This is a genomic window from Stutzerimonas stutzeri (assembly GCF_024448695.1).
GTDB classification, from domain to species: domain Bacteria; phylum Pseudomonadota; class Gammaproteobacteria; order Pseudomonadales; family Pseudomonadaceae; genus Stutzerimonas; species Stutzerimonas stutzeri_T.
The window spans coordinates 40,917-54,957 of record NZ_JAMOHY010000011.1; the positions used below are offsets into that span (position 1 = coordinate 40,917).

The window sequence follows — 14,041 nt, forward strand, 5'->3', positions numbered from 1 at the left end:
TGACTATACAGGGACAAAAAACGATTTCTTTATCCCAGTTCGACAAAAAGGCCGCGCGCGTAAGCGGGCAGCCTCTTTGAGAACAGCAGGAAGCTTTACTGCTTGGTCGCGGCGACCTGAGCGGCCACTTCAGCAGCGAAGTCGACCTCGGCGCGCTCGATACCTTCGCCTACTTCATAACGCACGAAGGAAACGATCTCGGCACCGGCTTTCTTCACCAGCTCACCAACTTTTACTTCCGAATCCATGATGAAGGCTTGCTCGACCAGGCTGGCTTCGGCGAGGAACTTGTTGATGCGACCCTTGACCATGTTCTCGACGATGTTTTCCGGCTTGCCGGCAATCTTCTCGGCGTTCAGCTGCAGGAAGATTTCCTTTTCCTTGGCAATCAGTTCCTCGGACACCTGGTCCGGGCTGACCACGGCCGGGTTGCTGGCGGCGACGTGCATGGCAACATGCTTGGCCAGCTCTTCGCTACCACCCTTGAGCACAACCAGAACACCGATACGGTGGCCGTGCAGGTAAGCACCCACGGTTTCGCCGGAGACGGCAGTCAGGCGACGAATGTTGACGTTCTCGCCGCACTTGGCAATGAGCGCCTCACGGTTGCTTTCCTGAGCAGCGATCAGCGGAGCGGCATCGGTCATGTTTTCAGCGAAGGCTTGCTCGACGCTGTTGCTGACGAAATTCTTGAAGTCTTCCTGCAGAGCCAGGAAATCGGTCTGGGAGTTGACTTCGATGATCACGGCACGCGTGTTGTCGTCGGCGACCTTGATCGCGATGGAACCTTCGGCGGCGATGTTGCCAGCTTTCTTGGCAGCCTTGATGGCGCCCGCAGCACGCATGTCGTCGATGGCTTTTTCGATATCACCGCCAGCAGCAGTGAGTGCCTTTTTGCAATCCATCATGCCTTGGCCAGTGCGCTCGCGCAGTTCTTTAACCAGGGCTGCAGTAATCTCTGCCATGTTCGCAAATCCTCTCGATTCGTTATCGATCATCGCCCCTTACCAGAGCGATCAATTCGGAAGTGGCAAAAAGGGGGCATAGCCCCCTTCTTGTTCACCGGGTTCAACTAGGCGGTACCACTCGCTCAGCCTTGAGCGGCCTCGGGGGCTGCTTCTTCGACGAACTCGTCAGCACCACCGGCGCCGTTCTGGCGACCGCGCATTACGGCGTCGGCCATGGCGCCCAGGTAGAGTTGCACGGCACGGATGGCATCATCGTTACCGGGGATGATGTAATCCACGCCTTCAGGGCTGCTGTTGGTATCGACGATGCCGATGACCGGGATGCCCAGCTTGTTGGCTTCGGAGATTGCAATGCGCTCGTGATCGACGTCGACGACGAACATGGCGTCCGGCAGGCCGCCCATATCCTTGATACCACCCAGGCTGCGATCCAGTTTTTCCAGATCACGGGTGCGCATCAGGGCTTCTTTCTTGGTCAGCTTGTCGAAAGTACCGTCCTGAGACTGGATTTCCAGCTCACGCAGGCGCTTGATCGAGGCGCGGATGGTCTTGTAGTTGGTCAGCATGCCGCCCAACCAGCGATGATCGACGTACGGCGAGCCGCAACGAGCAGCCTCTTCGCGAACGATCTTGCCAGCGGAACGCTTGGTGCCGACGAACAGAATCTTGTTCTTGCCTGCAGCCAGCTTCTCAACGAACTGCAGTGCGTCGTTGAACATCGGCAGGGTTTTTTCAAGATTGATGATATGAATCTTGTTGCGCGCGCCGAAGATGAACTTGTTCATCTTCGGGTTCCAGTAACGGGTCTGGTGGCCGAAGTGCACACCGGCCTTCAGCATGTCGCGCATGGTGACTTGAGTCATGATACTTCCTCGATAAAGCGGGTTAGGCCTCCACGCGCCCCGATATCCAACTCTTTCGAGCACCCAGGATACCGTGTCGACACGTGTGTGGGGTCAAGCGCAGCGGGCAGTCCCGTTGAGCGGCGCGTTTTATAGCATAGAAAGCAGCTACAAGCCAGAAGCTTCAAGCTGGTAACATGTCGCCCTTCCTTTCGTGCCGAGAGCCCACAATGACTGTCTCCATCAAGACGCCAGAAGATATCGAGAAGATGCGCATCGCCGGCCGCCTGGCGGCCGAAGTACTGGAGATGATCGGTGATCATGTAAAACCGGGCGTCACCACCGAAGAGCTTGATCGAATCTGCCACGAGTACATCGTCAACGTGCAGCAGGCCATTCCGGCACCGCTCAACTACAAGGGCTACCCGAAGTCGATCTGCACCTCGATCAACCATGTCGTCTGTCATGGCATCCCCAACGACAAGCCGCTGAAGGATGGCGACATCCTCAATATCGACATCACCGTCATCAAGGACGGCTACCACGGCGACACCAGCAAGATGTTCATCGTCGGCAAGGCCACCGAGTGGGCCGAACGCCTGTGCAGGGTGACTCAGGAATGCCTCTATAAAGGGATCGAACTTGTGCGTCCCGGCGCCCGCCTCGGCGACATCGGCGAAGCGATCCAGAAGCACGCCGAGAAGAACGGCTTCTCCGTGGTGCGCGAATACTGCGGCCACGGCATCGGCAAGGTTTTCCATGAGGAGCCCCAGGTACTGCATTACGGACGTGCCGGCACCGGCCTGGAACTGAAGGAAGGCATGACCTTCACCATCGAGCCGATGATCAACCAGGGCCGCTCGGAAACCCGACTGTTGGGCGACGGCTGGACAGCCATCACCAAGGATCGCAAGCTGTCCGCACAGTGGGAGCACACTCTGGTCGTGACTGCCGAAGGCTACGAAATCTTTACCCTGCGCAGCGACGACACCATAGCTCGCACTCGCCCCTGAATACCGCTTGACGGAGAACTGGCATGCCACAGGTTGATCCCGAACTCTTCGACCGCAGCCAGTTCCAGGCGGAGCTGGCACTCAAGGCCAGTCCGATTCCCGCCTTCAAGAAGGTCATCGGCAACGCTCGTCAGGTGCTGGACGCACGCTTTCTCGCAGGATGCGATATCCGTCGCCTGATCGTCGACCGCGCCTGGTTCATCGACCAGATACTGCGCGCCGCCTGGGCGCGCTTCGACTGGAACAGCGAGGCCGATATAGCACTGGTGGCTGTTGGCGGCTACGGGCGCGGCGAGCTGCATCCCTATTCCGATATCGACCTGCTGATCCTGCTCGACAACAGCGACCAGGAGCTGTTCCGCGACGCCATCGAAGGCTTTCTGACCCTGCTCTGGGATATAGGCCTGGAAGTTGGCCAGAGCGTCCGCTCGGTGGCCGAATGCGCCGAAGAGGCACGCGCGGACCTCACCGTCATCACCAATCTGATGGAGAGCCGCACCATCGCCGGCCCTGAGCGGCTGCGACAGAACATGCTGAAGGTGACCAGCCCCAGCGAGATGTGGCCGAGCAAAGAGTTCTTCTTGGCCAAGCGCAACGAACAGCGCGCCCGCCATGCAAAATACAACAACACCGAATACAACCTGGAACCCAACGTCAAAGGCTCTCCGGGCGGACTGCGCGATATCCAGACAATCCTGTGGATTGCACGACGTCAGTTCGGCAGTCTGAACCTGAGTGCCATCGTCGATCAGGGCTTCCTCACCGAGGGCGAGTATTCGCTGCTGGTGTCCAGTCAGGCTTTTATCTGGCGGGTCCGCTACGGGCTGCACATGCTGGCCGGACGCGCCGAGGATCGTCTGCTGTTCGATCACCAGCGCAGCCTCGCCGCCCTGCTCGGCTATGAAGACAGTGACGCCAAGCTGGCCATCGAACGCTTCATGCAGAAGTACTACCGGGTCGTGATGAGCATTTCCGAACTCAGCGACCTGGTAGGTCAGCACTTTGCCGAGGTAATCCTCTGGGAAGGCGACAGCGGCGATGCCGTCCCGCTCAACAGCCGCTTCCTGGTACGCGACCGTTATCTGGAAGTTGCCAAGGACTCGGTCTTCACGCATCGCCCCTTTGCGCTTCTGGAGGTTTTCGTCCTTCTCGCGCAACACCCGGAGATCAAGGGGGTACGTGCCGAAACCATCCGTCTGCTACGCGATCACCGCCACCTGATCGATGACGAATTCCGCCGCGACATCCGCAACACCAGCCTTTTCATCGAATTACTCAAGTGTAAGGAAGGCATCCATCGCAACCTTCGCCGGATGAACCGTTATGGAATTCTGGGCCGTTACCTGCCGGAGTTTGGCCATATCGTTGGACAGATGCAGCACGATCTTTTCCACATTTATACCGTCGATGCGCATACGCTCAACGTCATCAAGTACCTGCGCAAACTGAGCAAACCTGGCGTTGCCGAAAAATACCCTCTGGCCAGTCAGTTGGTGGGGATGCTGCCCAAGCCGGAACTGATCTATATCGCCGGCCTTTATCACGACATCGCCAAGGGCCGTGGCGGCGATCACTCGGAACTCGGGGCAGTCGATGCCCAGGCTTTCTGCGTGCGTCACAAGCTGCCCGCTTGGGATACGCGCCTGGTGGTCTGGCTGGTAGCCAATCACCTGATCATGTCCACCACGGCACAACGCAAGGATCTTTCCGATCCACAGGTGATTAACGATTTCGCCCAGCTGGTCGGCGACGAAACGCATCTGGACTATCTGTATGTCCTCACCGTGGCAGACATCAACGCCACCAACCCGACCCTCTGGAACTCCTGGCGTGCCAGCCTGCTGCGCCAGTTGCATACCGAAACCCTGCGAGCGCTCAAGCGCGGCCTTGAAAACCCTCTGGAGCGTGAAGAGCAGATTCGCCAGACCCAGCGCGCCGCGTTGGACAGCCTTGTGCGCAACGGTACCGACCCGGACGACGCCGAACAGCTCTGGTCACAATTGGGCGACGATTATTTCATGCGTCACTCCGCGACCGATGTGGCCTGGCATACCGAAGCCATCCTCCAGCATGGTGACAGCAGCGAGCCGCTGGTACTGATCAAGGAAACCACACAACGCGAGTTCGAGGGTGGCACCCAGATCTTCATCTACGCTGCCGACCAGCATGACTTCTTTGCCGTGACCGTAGCCGCGATGGATCAGCTCAACCTGAACATCCACGACGCCCGCATCATCACGTCAAGCAGCCAGTTCACCCTCGATACCTATATCGTCCTGGACGCCGATGGCACACCGATTGGCCACGATTCCGAACGCATCCAGGAGATTCGCCACGGGTTGATCGAGGCGCTGCGCAAACCGGAAGAGTACCTGACGATCATCAAGCGGCACGTGCCCCGGCAGCTCAAGCACTTTGCCTTCCCGCCGCAAGTCACCATCCACAACGATACCCAGCGACCGCAGACCATCATAGAAGTCATAGCACCGGATCGCCCCGGCCTGCTGGCACGGATTGGCCAGCTGTTTCTGGACTTCGACCTGTCGGTGCAGAACGCCAAGATCGCCACCATGGGCGAGCGGGTTGAAGACGTGTTTTTCGTGACCAATGCAGACAATCAGCCACTATCGGACCCGCAGTTCTGCACCTTGCTGCAACAGGCCCTGGTCAGGCAACTGACACAGGAAAATGAACACCAGCCCTCACCCAGCAGCATCGAAATCTGAAGAGTTGGCGCTTGCCGCTCAGCCCGGGCAGGCGGTGATCAATCCCAGGGCTTGCCTTTGGTACGCTCGACACTGAACAGCTTCTGCTGCATCGCAGCCTTGGCCAGCATGTGAGCGCTGACCGGAGCGGTGATGAACAGAAAGAGGGTGATCAGCAGCTCGTGCAGGCTCAAGCCGTCATTGTGATAGCTGAAAAACAGCATCGAGGCGATGAGGATCCCGCCCACTCCAAGTGTGGTGGCCTTGGTCGGCCCATGCAGACGGGTATAAAAGTCAGGCAGGCGATACAGGCCTATCGCTCCAACCAGCGCGAAAATGCTTCCGATGATCAGGAACACGCTGACCAGCAACTCAATCCAGAACGGCATGTGCTCTCCTAATCGATGATGTCGCCGTGCAGCAGATGCTTGCACACCGCGACGGTACTGACGAAGCCCATTACCGCAATCAGCAAGGCGGCCTCGAAGAACAGATCGGAAGCCAGCCAGATACCGAACAGCACGATCAGCGCCAGCGCGTTGATATAGAGCGTATCGAGCGCCAATACCCGATCGGGCATATCCGGCCCCTTGATCAGCCGAATGATATTAAGCAGCGCCGCCACGCCCAGCAGGCCCGCACAGAAGGGGATCACGTAGGCTAGCATTCAAAAATCTCCAACAGCGGGGCCTCGTAGCGACTCTTCACCACGGCAACCAGCGCCTGGATATCCGGCACATCCAGCGAATGCAGGATCAGATTTTTGTGATCCTTGCTCAGGCCAGCCGATACCGTGCCGGGGGTCAGCGAGATGATGCTGGTCAGGGTCGCCAGCACGAACTCGTTTTCAATCAGCATCGGCACTTCGATGAAGGCGGGCTGCAGTTTTTCTTTCGAACCGAGCACCAGTCGGGCCACATGGATGTTGGCGATCACGATGTCGTAGAAGACCATCAGCATGAACAGGCAAAGCTTGAGCGGCTTGCGCACGCGCGGCACCTCGATGAGGAAACCCGCCACCAGCAGCGGGATGGCCCAGCCGAGGAACAGTCCCAGCACGATATGGCCGACCCCAAGGGTGTTGTTCATCAACAGCCAGAGCGCTGCCAGCAGAAGCGTCAGCATGGGATTCGGCAACAGACGAGACCCGCTCATGCACCACCTCCCTGAATAATCTGCAGATAAGGGCCAAGATCAAACAACTGGGCTGCCGTGGCCTGCACATAGGCCTGCACCGGCTGCGCAGCAACGACCAGAAGCACACTGCCCAACAGCAAGCCGAGCGTTGCCAGCATGCGCAACGAATCGCTTGGCGCCGTCACAGCTTCTTCCACCCCCTCATTCGATCGCCAGAAGAGTGTGCTACCGGCGCGACTCAGCGCAATCACCATACCCAGACCACCCACCAGCACGACCGGCCAGAGCACCAGCGCGCCGTTGCCGGGTGTAACCGCCTGCAACAGCATCAGCTTGCCCAGGAAGCCGGAAAACGGTGGCAACCCGGCAACCGAGATGGCGCCGAAAAAGAATAGCGCTCCCAGTAGCAACGGTTGCCTCAGCGCTGGCGCGGATACCAGTTCAGAACCCACATCACCCCGCTGGCGGGAAATCAGGTCCGCCAGCAGGAACAGGCCGCCTGCGACCAGCGTACTGTGCAGCAGGTAATAGAGCGCAGCACTCAGACCTTCCTCGGTGCCCATGGCAAACCCGGCCAACAGGGTTCCCACTGAAACCACCACCAGATAGGACAGCAGTATCTGCAGGTTGCGCGACCCAAGCGCGCCCAGCACACCAGCACCCAGGGTGAGCATCGCCAATGGCCACAGCCAGTCCAGAACCATGTTGTTCAGAACGCCCGCCTCGCTGCCGTAAATCAGCGTGAACACCCGGACAATGGCATAGAGGCCGAGCTTGGTCATGATTGCGAACAGTGCCGCAACCGGTGCCGTCGCGGAGGCATAGGCTCTCGGAAGCCAAAAGTACAGTGGCAGGATCGCGCCTTTCAGGGCGAATACAATCAGCAGCAGATAACCCGCCGCCGCCAGCAGTGGTGCATCGGCAGGATCAGCCGCACCGACCCGGATGGCCAGATCAGCCATGTTCAAAGTCCCGGTGAGGCCGTAGAGCATGCTGACACCAATCAGGAACAGCCCCGAGCCCAGCAGATTCAATACCACGTAATGAATGCCGGCCTGCACGCGCTTCGCACCGTGACCATGCAGCAACAACGCATAGGACGAAATCAGCAGGATCTCGAAGAACACGAACAGGTTGAACAGGTCACCGGTCAGGAAAGCCCCGTTGATTCCAGCCAGCTGAAACTGGAACAGCGCATGGAGGTTCGGCCCTTTTTCATCGTCACCGCGGGAGGCATAAAGGATTGCAAACCCCGCCAGCACGGCCGTCACCAGCAACATCATTGCGCTCAGACGGTCGAGCAGCAGCATGATGCCGAACGGCGGCGACCAGTTGCCCAACTGGTAGACAAACAGCGTGCCGCTATTGGCCTGCAGCAGCAGCCACAGGGCCAGCGGCACCAGCAACCAGGTTGCCAGCAACGACAACAGACGCTTGAAAGGCGCGCCTAGCCTGTGAGTCAGCAGCAACAGACTGCCAACGAGCAGCGGCAGCAGGACAGGAAGGATCAACACATGATTCATTCGCGCGGCTCCCGACCGTCCACATGGTCGGTTTTCAGCTCACCCAGACCACGCAGAGCCAGCACCACGATGAATGCCGTCATGGCGAAGCCGATGACGATGGCGGTCAGCACCAATGCCTGCGGGAGCGGATCACCATAGTCGGCGCTCCTGCCGATAACCGCCGGCACACCCGTGGCCAGTCGCCCCATGGAGAAAATAAACAGGTTCACCGCGTAGGATATGAGCGTCAGCCCCATCACCACCGGGAATATTCGCGCACGAAGCAGCAGGTAAACACCACTGGCCATCATGATCCCCAGCGTTACCGCCAGTACAGCCTCCATCAGAGTACCTCCTTGCACGATTCGTCCTGACTGACGTGACCAATATTGGACAGGATCAGCAGGGTTGAGCCGACTACCGCGAGATAAACGCCCAGGTCGAACAGCATGGCTGTGGCCAGCTCAAACTCGCCAATAAAGGGAAGATGGAAATGATCGAAGGCGGAGGTCAGGAACGGATAACCGAATAGCCAGCTGCCCAATCCGGTCAAACATGCGATGAACACGCCAAGCCCGGCTACGCCGTGGTAGCTGAAGGGTTGACGCTGCTGCGCCCAGGTCACGCCGTGGGATATGTACTGCAGGATCAGTGCAACTGCCGTTATCAGGCCGGCAATAAAGCCGCCACCCGGCAGGTTGTGCCCGCGCAGGAAAATGAACACGGAAATCAGCAAGGCCATCGGCAGCAAGGCACGAGACAACGCATCCAGCACCATCGGATGGCTGTCGGTACTCCACAGCCTTCCGCCATAGTCACGCAGCGGATGAGGCAGGTGCAGCCCCTTGAGCAATCCATAGATGCCCACCGCAGCAATGGCCAGTACCGCTATCTCGCCCAAGGTATCGAAACCACGGAAGTCCACAAGGATCACATTGACCACATTGGTTCCACCGCCACCGGAAACACTGTTCTCCAGGAAGAAGGACGCGATGCTGTCGTAAGGGCGCGTAAGCACGGCATAGGTGAGCAAGGCGATCATGGTACCGAAGCCGCCGGCCAGAATCAGATCACGAAAGCTGCGCAGGCTGCTCGACTCTGCAGGAGTCCGGTCAGGCATGAAGAACAACGCCAGAATAAGCAGGATGATGGTCACCACCTCGACCGACAGCTGAGTCAACGCGAGGTCAGGCGCGGAAAAACGAGCGAAGACCAGCGCCACCATGAGCCCGACTACACTAAGCACCATGAGCGCCACCAGTCGTCTGCGGTGGAAGAGCACTGTCAGCAGCGAGGTCAGACTCAGAACCACCATTCCGCCGACGGTAATGATATCCAGCGGGGTGAGCGCAACCGGGCCACTGAGCGCCTCCAGCGGCGTAAGAGCATAGATCACCAGCACCAGCGAACTGACCAGCACCAGCATCAGATAGCGCTGCAGTGAGCCATTCTCCAGACGTTCGGTTACCCAGCGCGCGCCTGCGGTAATCTCGCTGATCACGCGCCTGAAAACGTCCAGAGAATCAACGTGGGGAAGCCCCTCGTACCAGCGAAATACCCACTTGCGCAGCCCATAGATGAGCACTCCACCGACCAGCGCAACAAAACTCATCAACAGCGGCAGATTGAAGCCGTGCCAGATCGTCAGGCTGTATTCAGGCACCGCGCCATTCAGCGTTCCGGCAACCGCAACCGCCAGCAAGGGCGCCACGGTGTAGGCTGGCAGCATCCCGACCATCAGACAGAGCAGCACCAGGATCTCCACCGGAATCTTCATGTAGCGCGCAGGCTCATGCGGTGGGAACTTGGGCAAGTCGATCGGCTCGCCATTGAAGAACACGTCATGCACGAAACGCAGTGAATAGGCCACCGAGAAGGCACCCGCCAGGGTCGCCAGCGCCGGAATGGTCCAGTAGAAGCTGCCCAGCAAATGCTGGTCGAGGGTTTCGGCGAAAAACATTTCCTTGCTCAGGAAGCCATTGAGCAGCGGCACGCCGGCCATCGCCAACGAGGCGATCATCGCCAGCACTGCCGTGTGCGGCATGTATTTCATCATGCCGTTGATACGCCGCATATCACGGGTACCGGTCTCGTGGTCGATGATGCCTGCGGCCATGAACAGCGAGGCCTTGAAGGTGGCGTGGTTGATAATGTGAAAGATCGCCGCCACCGCCGCCAGGCGCGAGTCGAGACCAAATAACAGGGTGATCAGCCCCAGATGGCTGATGGTTGAGTAGGCCAGCAGCCCCTTGAGATCGTGCTGGAACAGCGCCATCACCGCACCGATCAGCAATGTCGCCAGCCCGGTCATGCTGACCAGATAGAACCACCATTCCGAATCAGACAGAGCCGGGTACAAGCGGGCCAGCAGGAAAACCCCTGCCTTGACCATGGTGGCCGAATGCAGGAATGCCGAAACTGGCGTCGGTGCTGCCATCGCCTGCGGCAACCAGAAGTGAAACGGAAATTGCGCTGACTTGGTGAAAACGCCGAGCAGCACCAGAATCAGCGCCACGGGATACAAGGCATGGGCACGGATCAGGTCGCCCGAGACCAGCACCGTACTCAATTCATAGCTACCGACGATATGACCGATCAGCAGGATGCCGGCCAGCAATGCCAGCCCGCCACCGCCCGTCACGGCCAATGCCATGCGAGCACCCTGACGGGCATCGGCGCGGTGATTCCAGAAGCCGATCAGCAGGAATGACGAGAGACTGGTCAACTCCCAGAACATCAGCATCAACAGCAGGTTTTCCGACAGCACAACGCCGAGCATCGCACCCATGAACAGCAGGAAGAACCCATAGAAGCGCCCCATCGGCTCATGCTTCGACAGGTAGTAACGCGCATATAGAATGACCAGCAGGCCAATACCCAGGATCAGCAAGGCGAACAGGAAGCCCAGCCCATCAAGCCTCAGACTCAGGTTCAACCCCAGCTCCGGCAACCAGGGCAGCATCTGCACTTCGACTTCACCGTCGAACACAGCGGCACGCTTGGAAATGAGGAGAACCAGTGCAGCCAGCGGGGCCAGACCCGCACCGAAAGCACAGGCGGACCGACCAAGCCGCTCAAACAGCAACGGCAGGCATATCCCGAGGAATGGCAGAGCGATTATCAGCGCAAGCGCCATGAACAAAACCCCTTGAGCCACGCAAATGCGTGGCAGTTATATCCTTTGTAGGCCAGCACTCAGCCCAAAGAGGCATGACGGCGTGCGACGATTATCCACACCGACTACCGTAACGTCATGGATTGATATATTTCTAAAAACGAAAGCGCGCTCCACTTGCGTGGACCACACTTTTCGCATGACGGGACTCAACCTAACAACTGGTGCGGTATAAAACCACCGCACCAGCCGAAAGTATCAGGGCGCTACGCGGCTGGTGCCATCGACAGTCATGACGCGCACCCGCTGGCCAACTCGAAACACCTGATTGGGCTCGACCTGCTGGACATAGGCACGCAGACTTCCATCGTCTTCGCGCAGGGTAATCTCGACGCCTTGGGTGCGCGTGATACCTTCTTCCGCCGCAGCGCCAAGCATGCCGCCGGCCACAGCGCCGATTACAGCGGCTACTGCGCTGCCACGACCGCCGCCAACACCGCTACCGGCAATGCCACCCACAACAGCGCCGGCACCGCCGCCTATAGGTGTCTTGGTCCCTTCGATCTTGACCGGACGGAGGGACTCAATGGTTCCGTAGCGAACGGTCTGTACCGTTCGCGCTTCATCGCGAGAATAGGAATCACCAGTCAGATTGGATGTGCAGCCGCCCACGACCAGTGCCATGACGGCGAACGAAGCAACTAAGACAGGGTTGCGCATATGTACTCTCCTGAAACGACATTGATACCTGTAGCCGCCAGGGCCTGCGGCGAAGAAGCTCTTGGCAACAGACTCGCCCTGACTCAGCATGCTCAGGCTATCCTTTGATCTTCATCCCGGCCCGACAAAACCTCAACAGGCCCTTTGTTAGACCTACTGTACCCGAGGCTATCCCGCCCCGCACAGACGAAAAGCCCTCTGCAACTCATGAGACTCTCCATGGATTACTTCATCATAGCCGTCACCACTATTGCCGGACTGGCATTTCATGCCTGGCTGTTTGTGCGTTTCAGGCGCTGGGCCGACCGCGACCTGGCGCTTTCCCTGGCGGGTAATGACCCACTCAGGCGCACCTGGATACTGGAAAGACTGGCAGCCGCAAAAGCGGCGAAGGTAAAAAGAAAGGATTTACAAGACTGGCTTGAGAGGGAGCTGGAAAACCACAACTGATCGAGCCGACAGCCGCTCCGGCGTTGCACCAGAGCGGCTTTTCATGCGCGCTTAGGGCGCAAGACGCTCACACTGCCAATCACTGGCTACAAGCCGGTAATTGAGTCGATCATGCAGTCGACTCGAACGACCCTGCCAAAACTCCATGCGTTCGGGGAGCAACCGATAACCGCCCCAGTGCGGCGGGCAATGCGGTTCTTTGTCGAGGAAACGCTGCTCGGCCTCGGCAAGCAGCCTCTCCAGTTCGGCACGGTCGCGGATCACCCGGCTCTGTGGCGAAGCCCAGGCGCCAAGACGACTGCCCAGAGGCCGCACCTGATAATAGGCGTCCGAGTCGGCAGCACTGACCTTCTCGACCCGCCCTTCGATGCGCACCTGCCGTTCAAGACTCGGCCAGAAAAATGTCATCGCCGCAAACGGACAGGCTTCAAGTTGTTCCGCCTTGGCGCTTTCGTAGTTGCTGAAAAAGGTGAAGCCGCGCTCGTCCAGCGCCTTGAGCAGCAGCACGCGGCAATGCGGACGGCCCCCGGCGTCAACCGTGGCGAGAGTCATGGCATTCGGTTCGACCGGCAATTGCTCGGTCTGAACCGCATCACTGAACCACTGGCGGAACAGGCCGAAAGGCTCATTCGGCGCATTGGTTTCACTGAGTCCATCACGCGTGTAGTCGCGGCGCATATCGGCCAGGGTCTGAGTCATCGCGGCATTCCTGAAACAGTCGAAGTCGAAGCTTAGTCGGTTTGGGACCACACTCCGCTTGATTCAGCGCAAAACAAGCTCAAACAGACACTTCCTGCCTCCAATCGGGAACAGCATGGATTACTTGGCTTTGCTGACTTCGGCTGCGGCTATCCGGGTCGGCTCGGCTGGCGCTGGCGGCGTGCTGTATTGGCTGATCAAGGCCAGCAGCGTGGTTTGCGGCGCAAGCATCATCTCGACACGACGATTCAGTGCACGACCTTCTTCATGTTCGTTGGAGGCACGAGGCATGTCCGAACCCACTCCTCGAATCCGCAAGCGGTCATGCTTGAGTCCGCTGAGGCGAAAGATGGCAGCCACGGCGCCTGCACGCTGACGACTGATGTCGCGATTGATTTCCAGCGAGCCGGTACTGTCGGCATGTCCAAGAACCACTACGGCGGTTTTTTCATCGCCCTCGACCATCTTTGCCACACGACTGATTGGCCCCAGAGTCACAGGCAGCAACATGCCTGGACGGTCTGGATTGAAGGTGGCATCCACCGGCGCCGTGACCACCAGCATGCCCTTGCGTCGCTCGACTTCAAAACGGCTTTCCTTCAGCGCATCGCGTAGACGCGGCTCATAATCATCCAGCCAGGCGTGATCAATCACCGGCTCTGGCGCAGCCGCCGTTTCAGCAGGCTTTTCACTTTTCGAGCTGCAGCCGGCAAGGGCCATGAGGACAATCAGGGATGCGCTTTTCAGCAGGTTCATGTAGCAGATTCCGTGAAAGTGAATGGTGATGCTGCAGGTAGCAGGCAGGCAGCTTAAGCAAGGATTTGCTTCAGATTGTGGACGCAGGTCCTTGTTCTGAAAAGTCGTGTTGCCACAAACAGACGAGCGGC

14 protein-coding genes are annotated in these 14,041 nt (G+C 58.8%); 3 read left to right on the forward strand and 11 right to left on the reverse strand.

The annotated features are described in order from the left end of the window. Positions 1–95: 95 nt before the first annotated feature. Positions 96–965 (reverse strand): translation elongation factor Ts, encoded by an 870-nt coding sequence (gene tsf, locus NAV32_RS10515; protein WP_256052746.1) that lies wholly within the window; start codon positions 963–965, stop codon positions 96–98. Between the two features lie 125 nt (positions 966–1,090). Beyond that, complete coding sequence (gene rpsB, locus NAV32_RS10520) at positions 1,091–1,831, reverse strand: 30S ribosomal protein S2 (RefSeq protein WP_256052747.1); 741 nt, start codon at positions 1,829–1,831, stop codon at positions 1,091–1,093. Between the two features lie 209 nt (positions 1,832–2,040). Between rpsB and map the strand changes: the two genes are divergently transcribed. Together map and NAV32_RS10530 are read left to right on the forward strand one after the other, a co-directional pair. After that, on the forward strand, positions 2,041–2,823 hold the full coding sequence (gene map, locus NAV32_RS10525) for a type I methionyl aminopeptidase (RefSeq protein ID WP_256052748.1): 783 nt from the start codon (positions 2,041–2,043) through the stop codon (positions 2,821–2,823). 23 nt (positions 2,824–2,846) lie between these two features. Further along, positions 2,847–5,549, forward strand: a complete 2,703-nt coding sequence (locus tag NAV32_RS10530) for a [protein-PII] uridylyltransferase (protein ID WP_256052749.1) — start codon at positions 2,847–2,849, stop codon at positions 5,547–5,549. 38 nt (positions 5,550–5,587) lie between these two features. Here NAV32_RS10530 and NAV32_RS10535 read toward each other — a convergent pair whose 3' ends face one another. The 7 genes from NAV32_RS10535 to NAV32_RS10565 all read right to left on the reverse strand — a co-directional run bounded on the left by NAV32_RS10535 (position 5,588) and on the right by NAV32_RS10565 (position 12,005). Further along, a complete protein-coding gene (locus NAV32_RS10535) occupies positions 5,588–5,917 on the reverse strand; it encodes a Na+/H+ antiporter subunit G (RefSeq protein ID WP_256052750.1) in 330 nt (109 codons plus the stop codon). An 8-nt stretch (positions 5,918–5,925) separates the two neighbouring features. Next, positions 5,926–6,195 carry a K+/H+ antiporter subunit F gene (locus NAV32_RS10540; RefSeq protein ID WP_256052751.1) on the reverse strand — a complete coding sequence of 90 codons (270 nt, stop codon included), beginning with the start codon at positions 6,193–6,195 and terminating at the stop codon, positions 5,926–5,928. After that, positions 6,189–6,683, reverse strand: a complete 495-nt coding sequence (locus NAV32_RS10545) for a Na+/H+ antiporter subunit E (RefSeq protein WP_256052752.1) — start codon at positions 6,681–6,683, stop codon at positions 6,189–6,191. Before NAV32_RS10545 ends, NAV32_RS10540 begins: the two co-directional genes overlap by 7 nt. Beyond that, positions 6,680–8,188: a monovalent cation/H+ antiporter subunit D gene (locus tag NAV32_RS10550; protein WP_256052753.1), complete on the reverse strand. Its 1,509-nt coding sequence runs from the start codon at positions 8,186–8,188 to the stop codon at positions 6,680–6,682. The genes NAV32_RS10545 and NAV32_RS10550 overlap by 4 nt, the downstream gene beginning before the upstream one ends. Further along, on the reverse strand, positions 8,185–8,514 hold the full coding sequence (locus NAV32_RS10555; protein ID WP_256052754.1) for a Na+/H+ antiporter subunit C: 330 nt from the start codon (positions 8,512–8,514) through the stop codon (positions 8,185–8,187). Before NAV32_RS10555 ends, NAV32_RS10550 begins: the two co-directional genes overlap by 4 nt. Continuing rightward, positions 8,514–11,306 (reverse strand): monovalent cation/H+ antiporter subunit A, encoded by a 2,793-nt coding sequence (locus NAV32_RS10560; protein ID WP_256052755.1) that lies wholly within the window; start codon positions 11,304–11,306, stop codon positions 8,514–8,516. The genes NAV32_RS10555 and NAV32_RS10560 overlap by 1 nt, the downstream gene beginning before the upstream one ends. 237 nt (positions 11,307–11,543) lie before the next feature. After that, a complete protein-coding gene (locus NAV32_RS10565; RefSeq protein ID WP_256052756.1) occupies positions 11,544–12,005 on the reverse strand; it encodes a hypothetical protein in 462 nt (153 codons plus the stop codon). A gap of 219 nt (positions 12,006–12,224) precedes the next feature. Here NAV32_RS10565 and NAV32_RS10570 point away from each other — a divergent pair, with 219 nt between their 5' ends. Continuing rightward, positions 12,225–12,455, forward strand: coding sequence for a hypothetical protein (locus NAV32_RS10570; protein ID WP_256052757.1), 231 nt, complete (start codon positions 12,225–12,227; stop codon positions 12,453–12,455). Positions 12,456–12,506: 51 nt separating this feature from the next. On the opposite strand, the gene pdxH is transcribed toward NAV32_RS10570, so the two are convergent. Next, positions 12,507–13,154: a pyridoxamine 5'-phosphate oxidase gene (gene pdxH, locus NAV32_RS10575; protein WP_256052758.1), complete on the reverse strand. Its 648-nt coding sequence runs from the start codon at positions 13,152–13,154 to the stop codon at positions 12,507–12,509. A 120-nt stretch (positions 13,155–13,274) separates the two neighbouring features. Beyond that, entirely contained in the window at positions 13,275–13,910 is a 636-nt protein-coding gene (locus NAV32_RS10580; protein WP_256052759.1) for an OmpA family protein, read from the reverse strand. Positions 13,911–14,041: the final 131 nt, after the last annotated feature.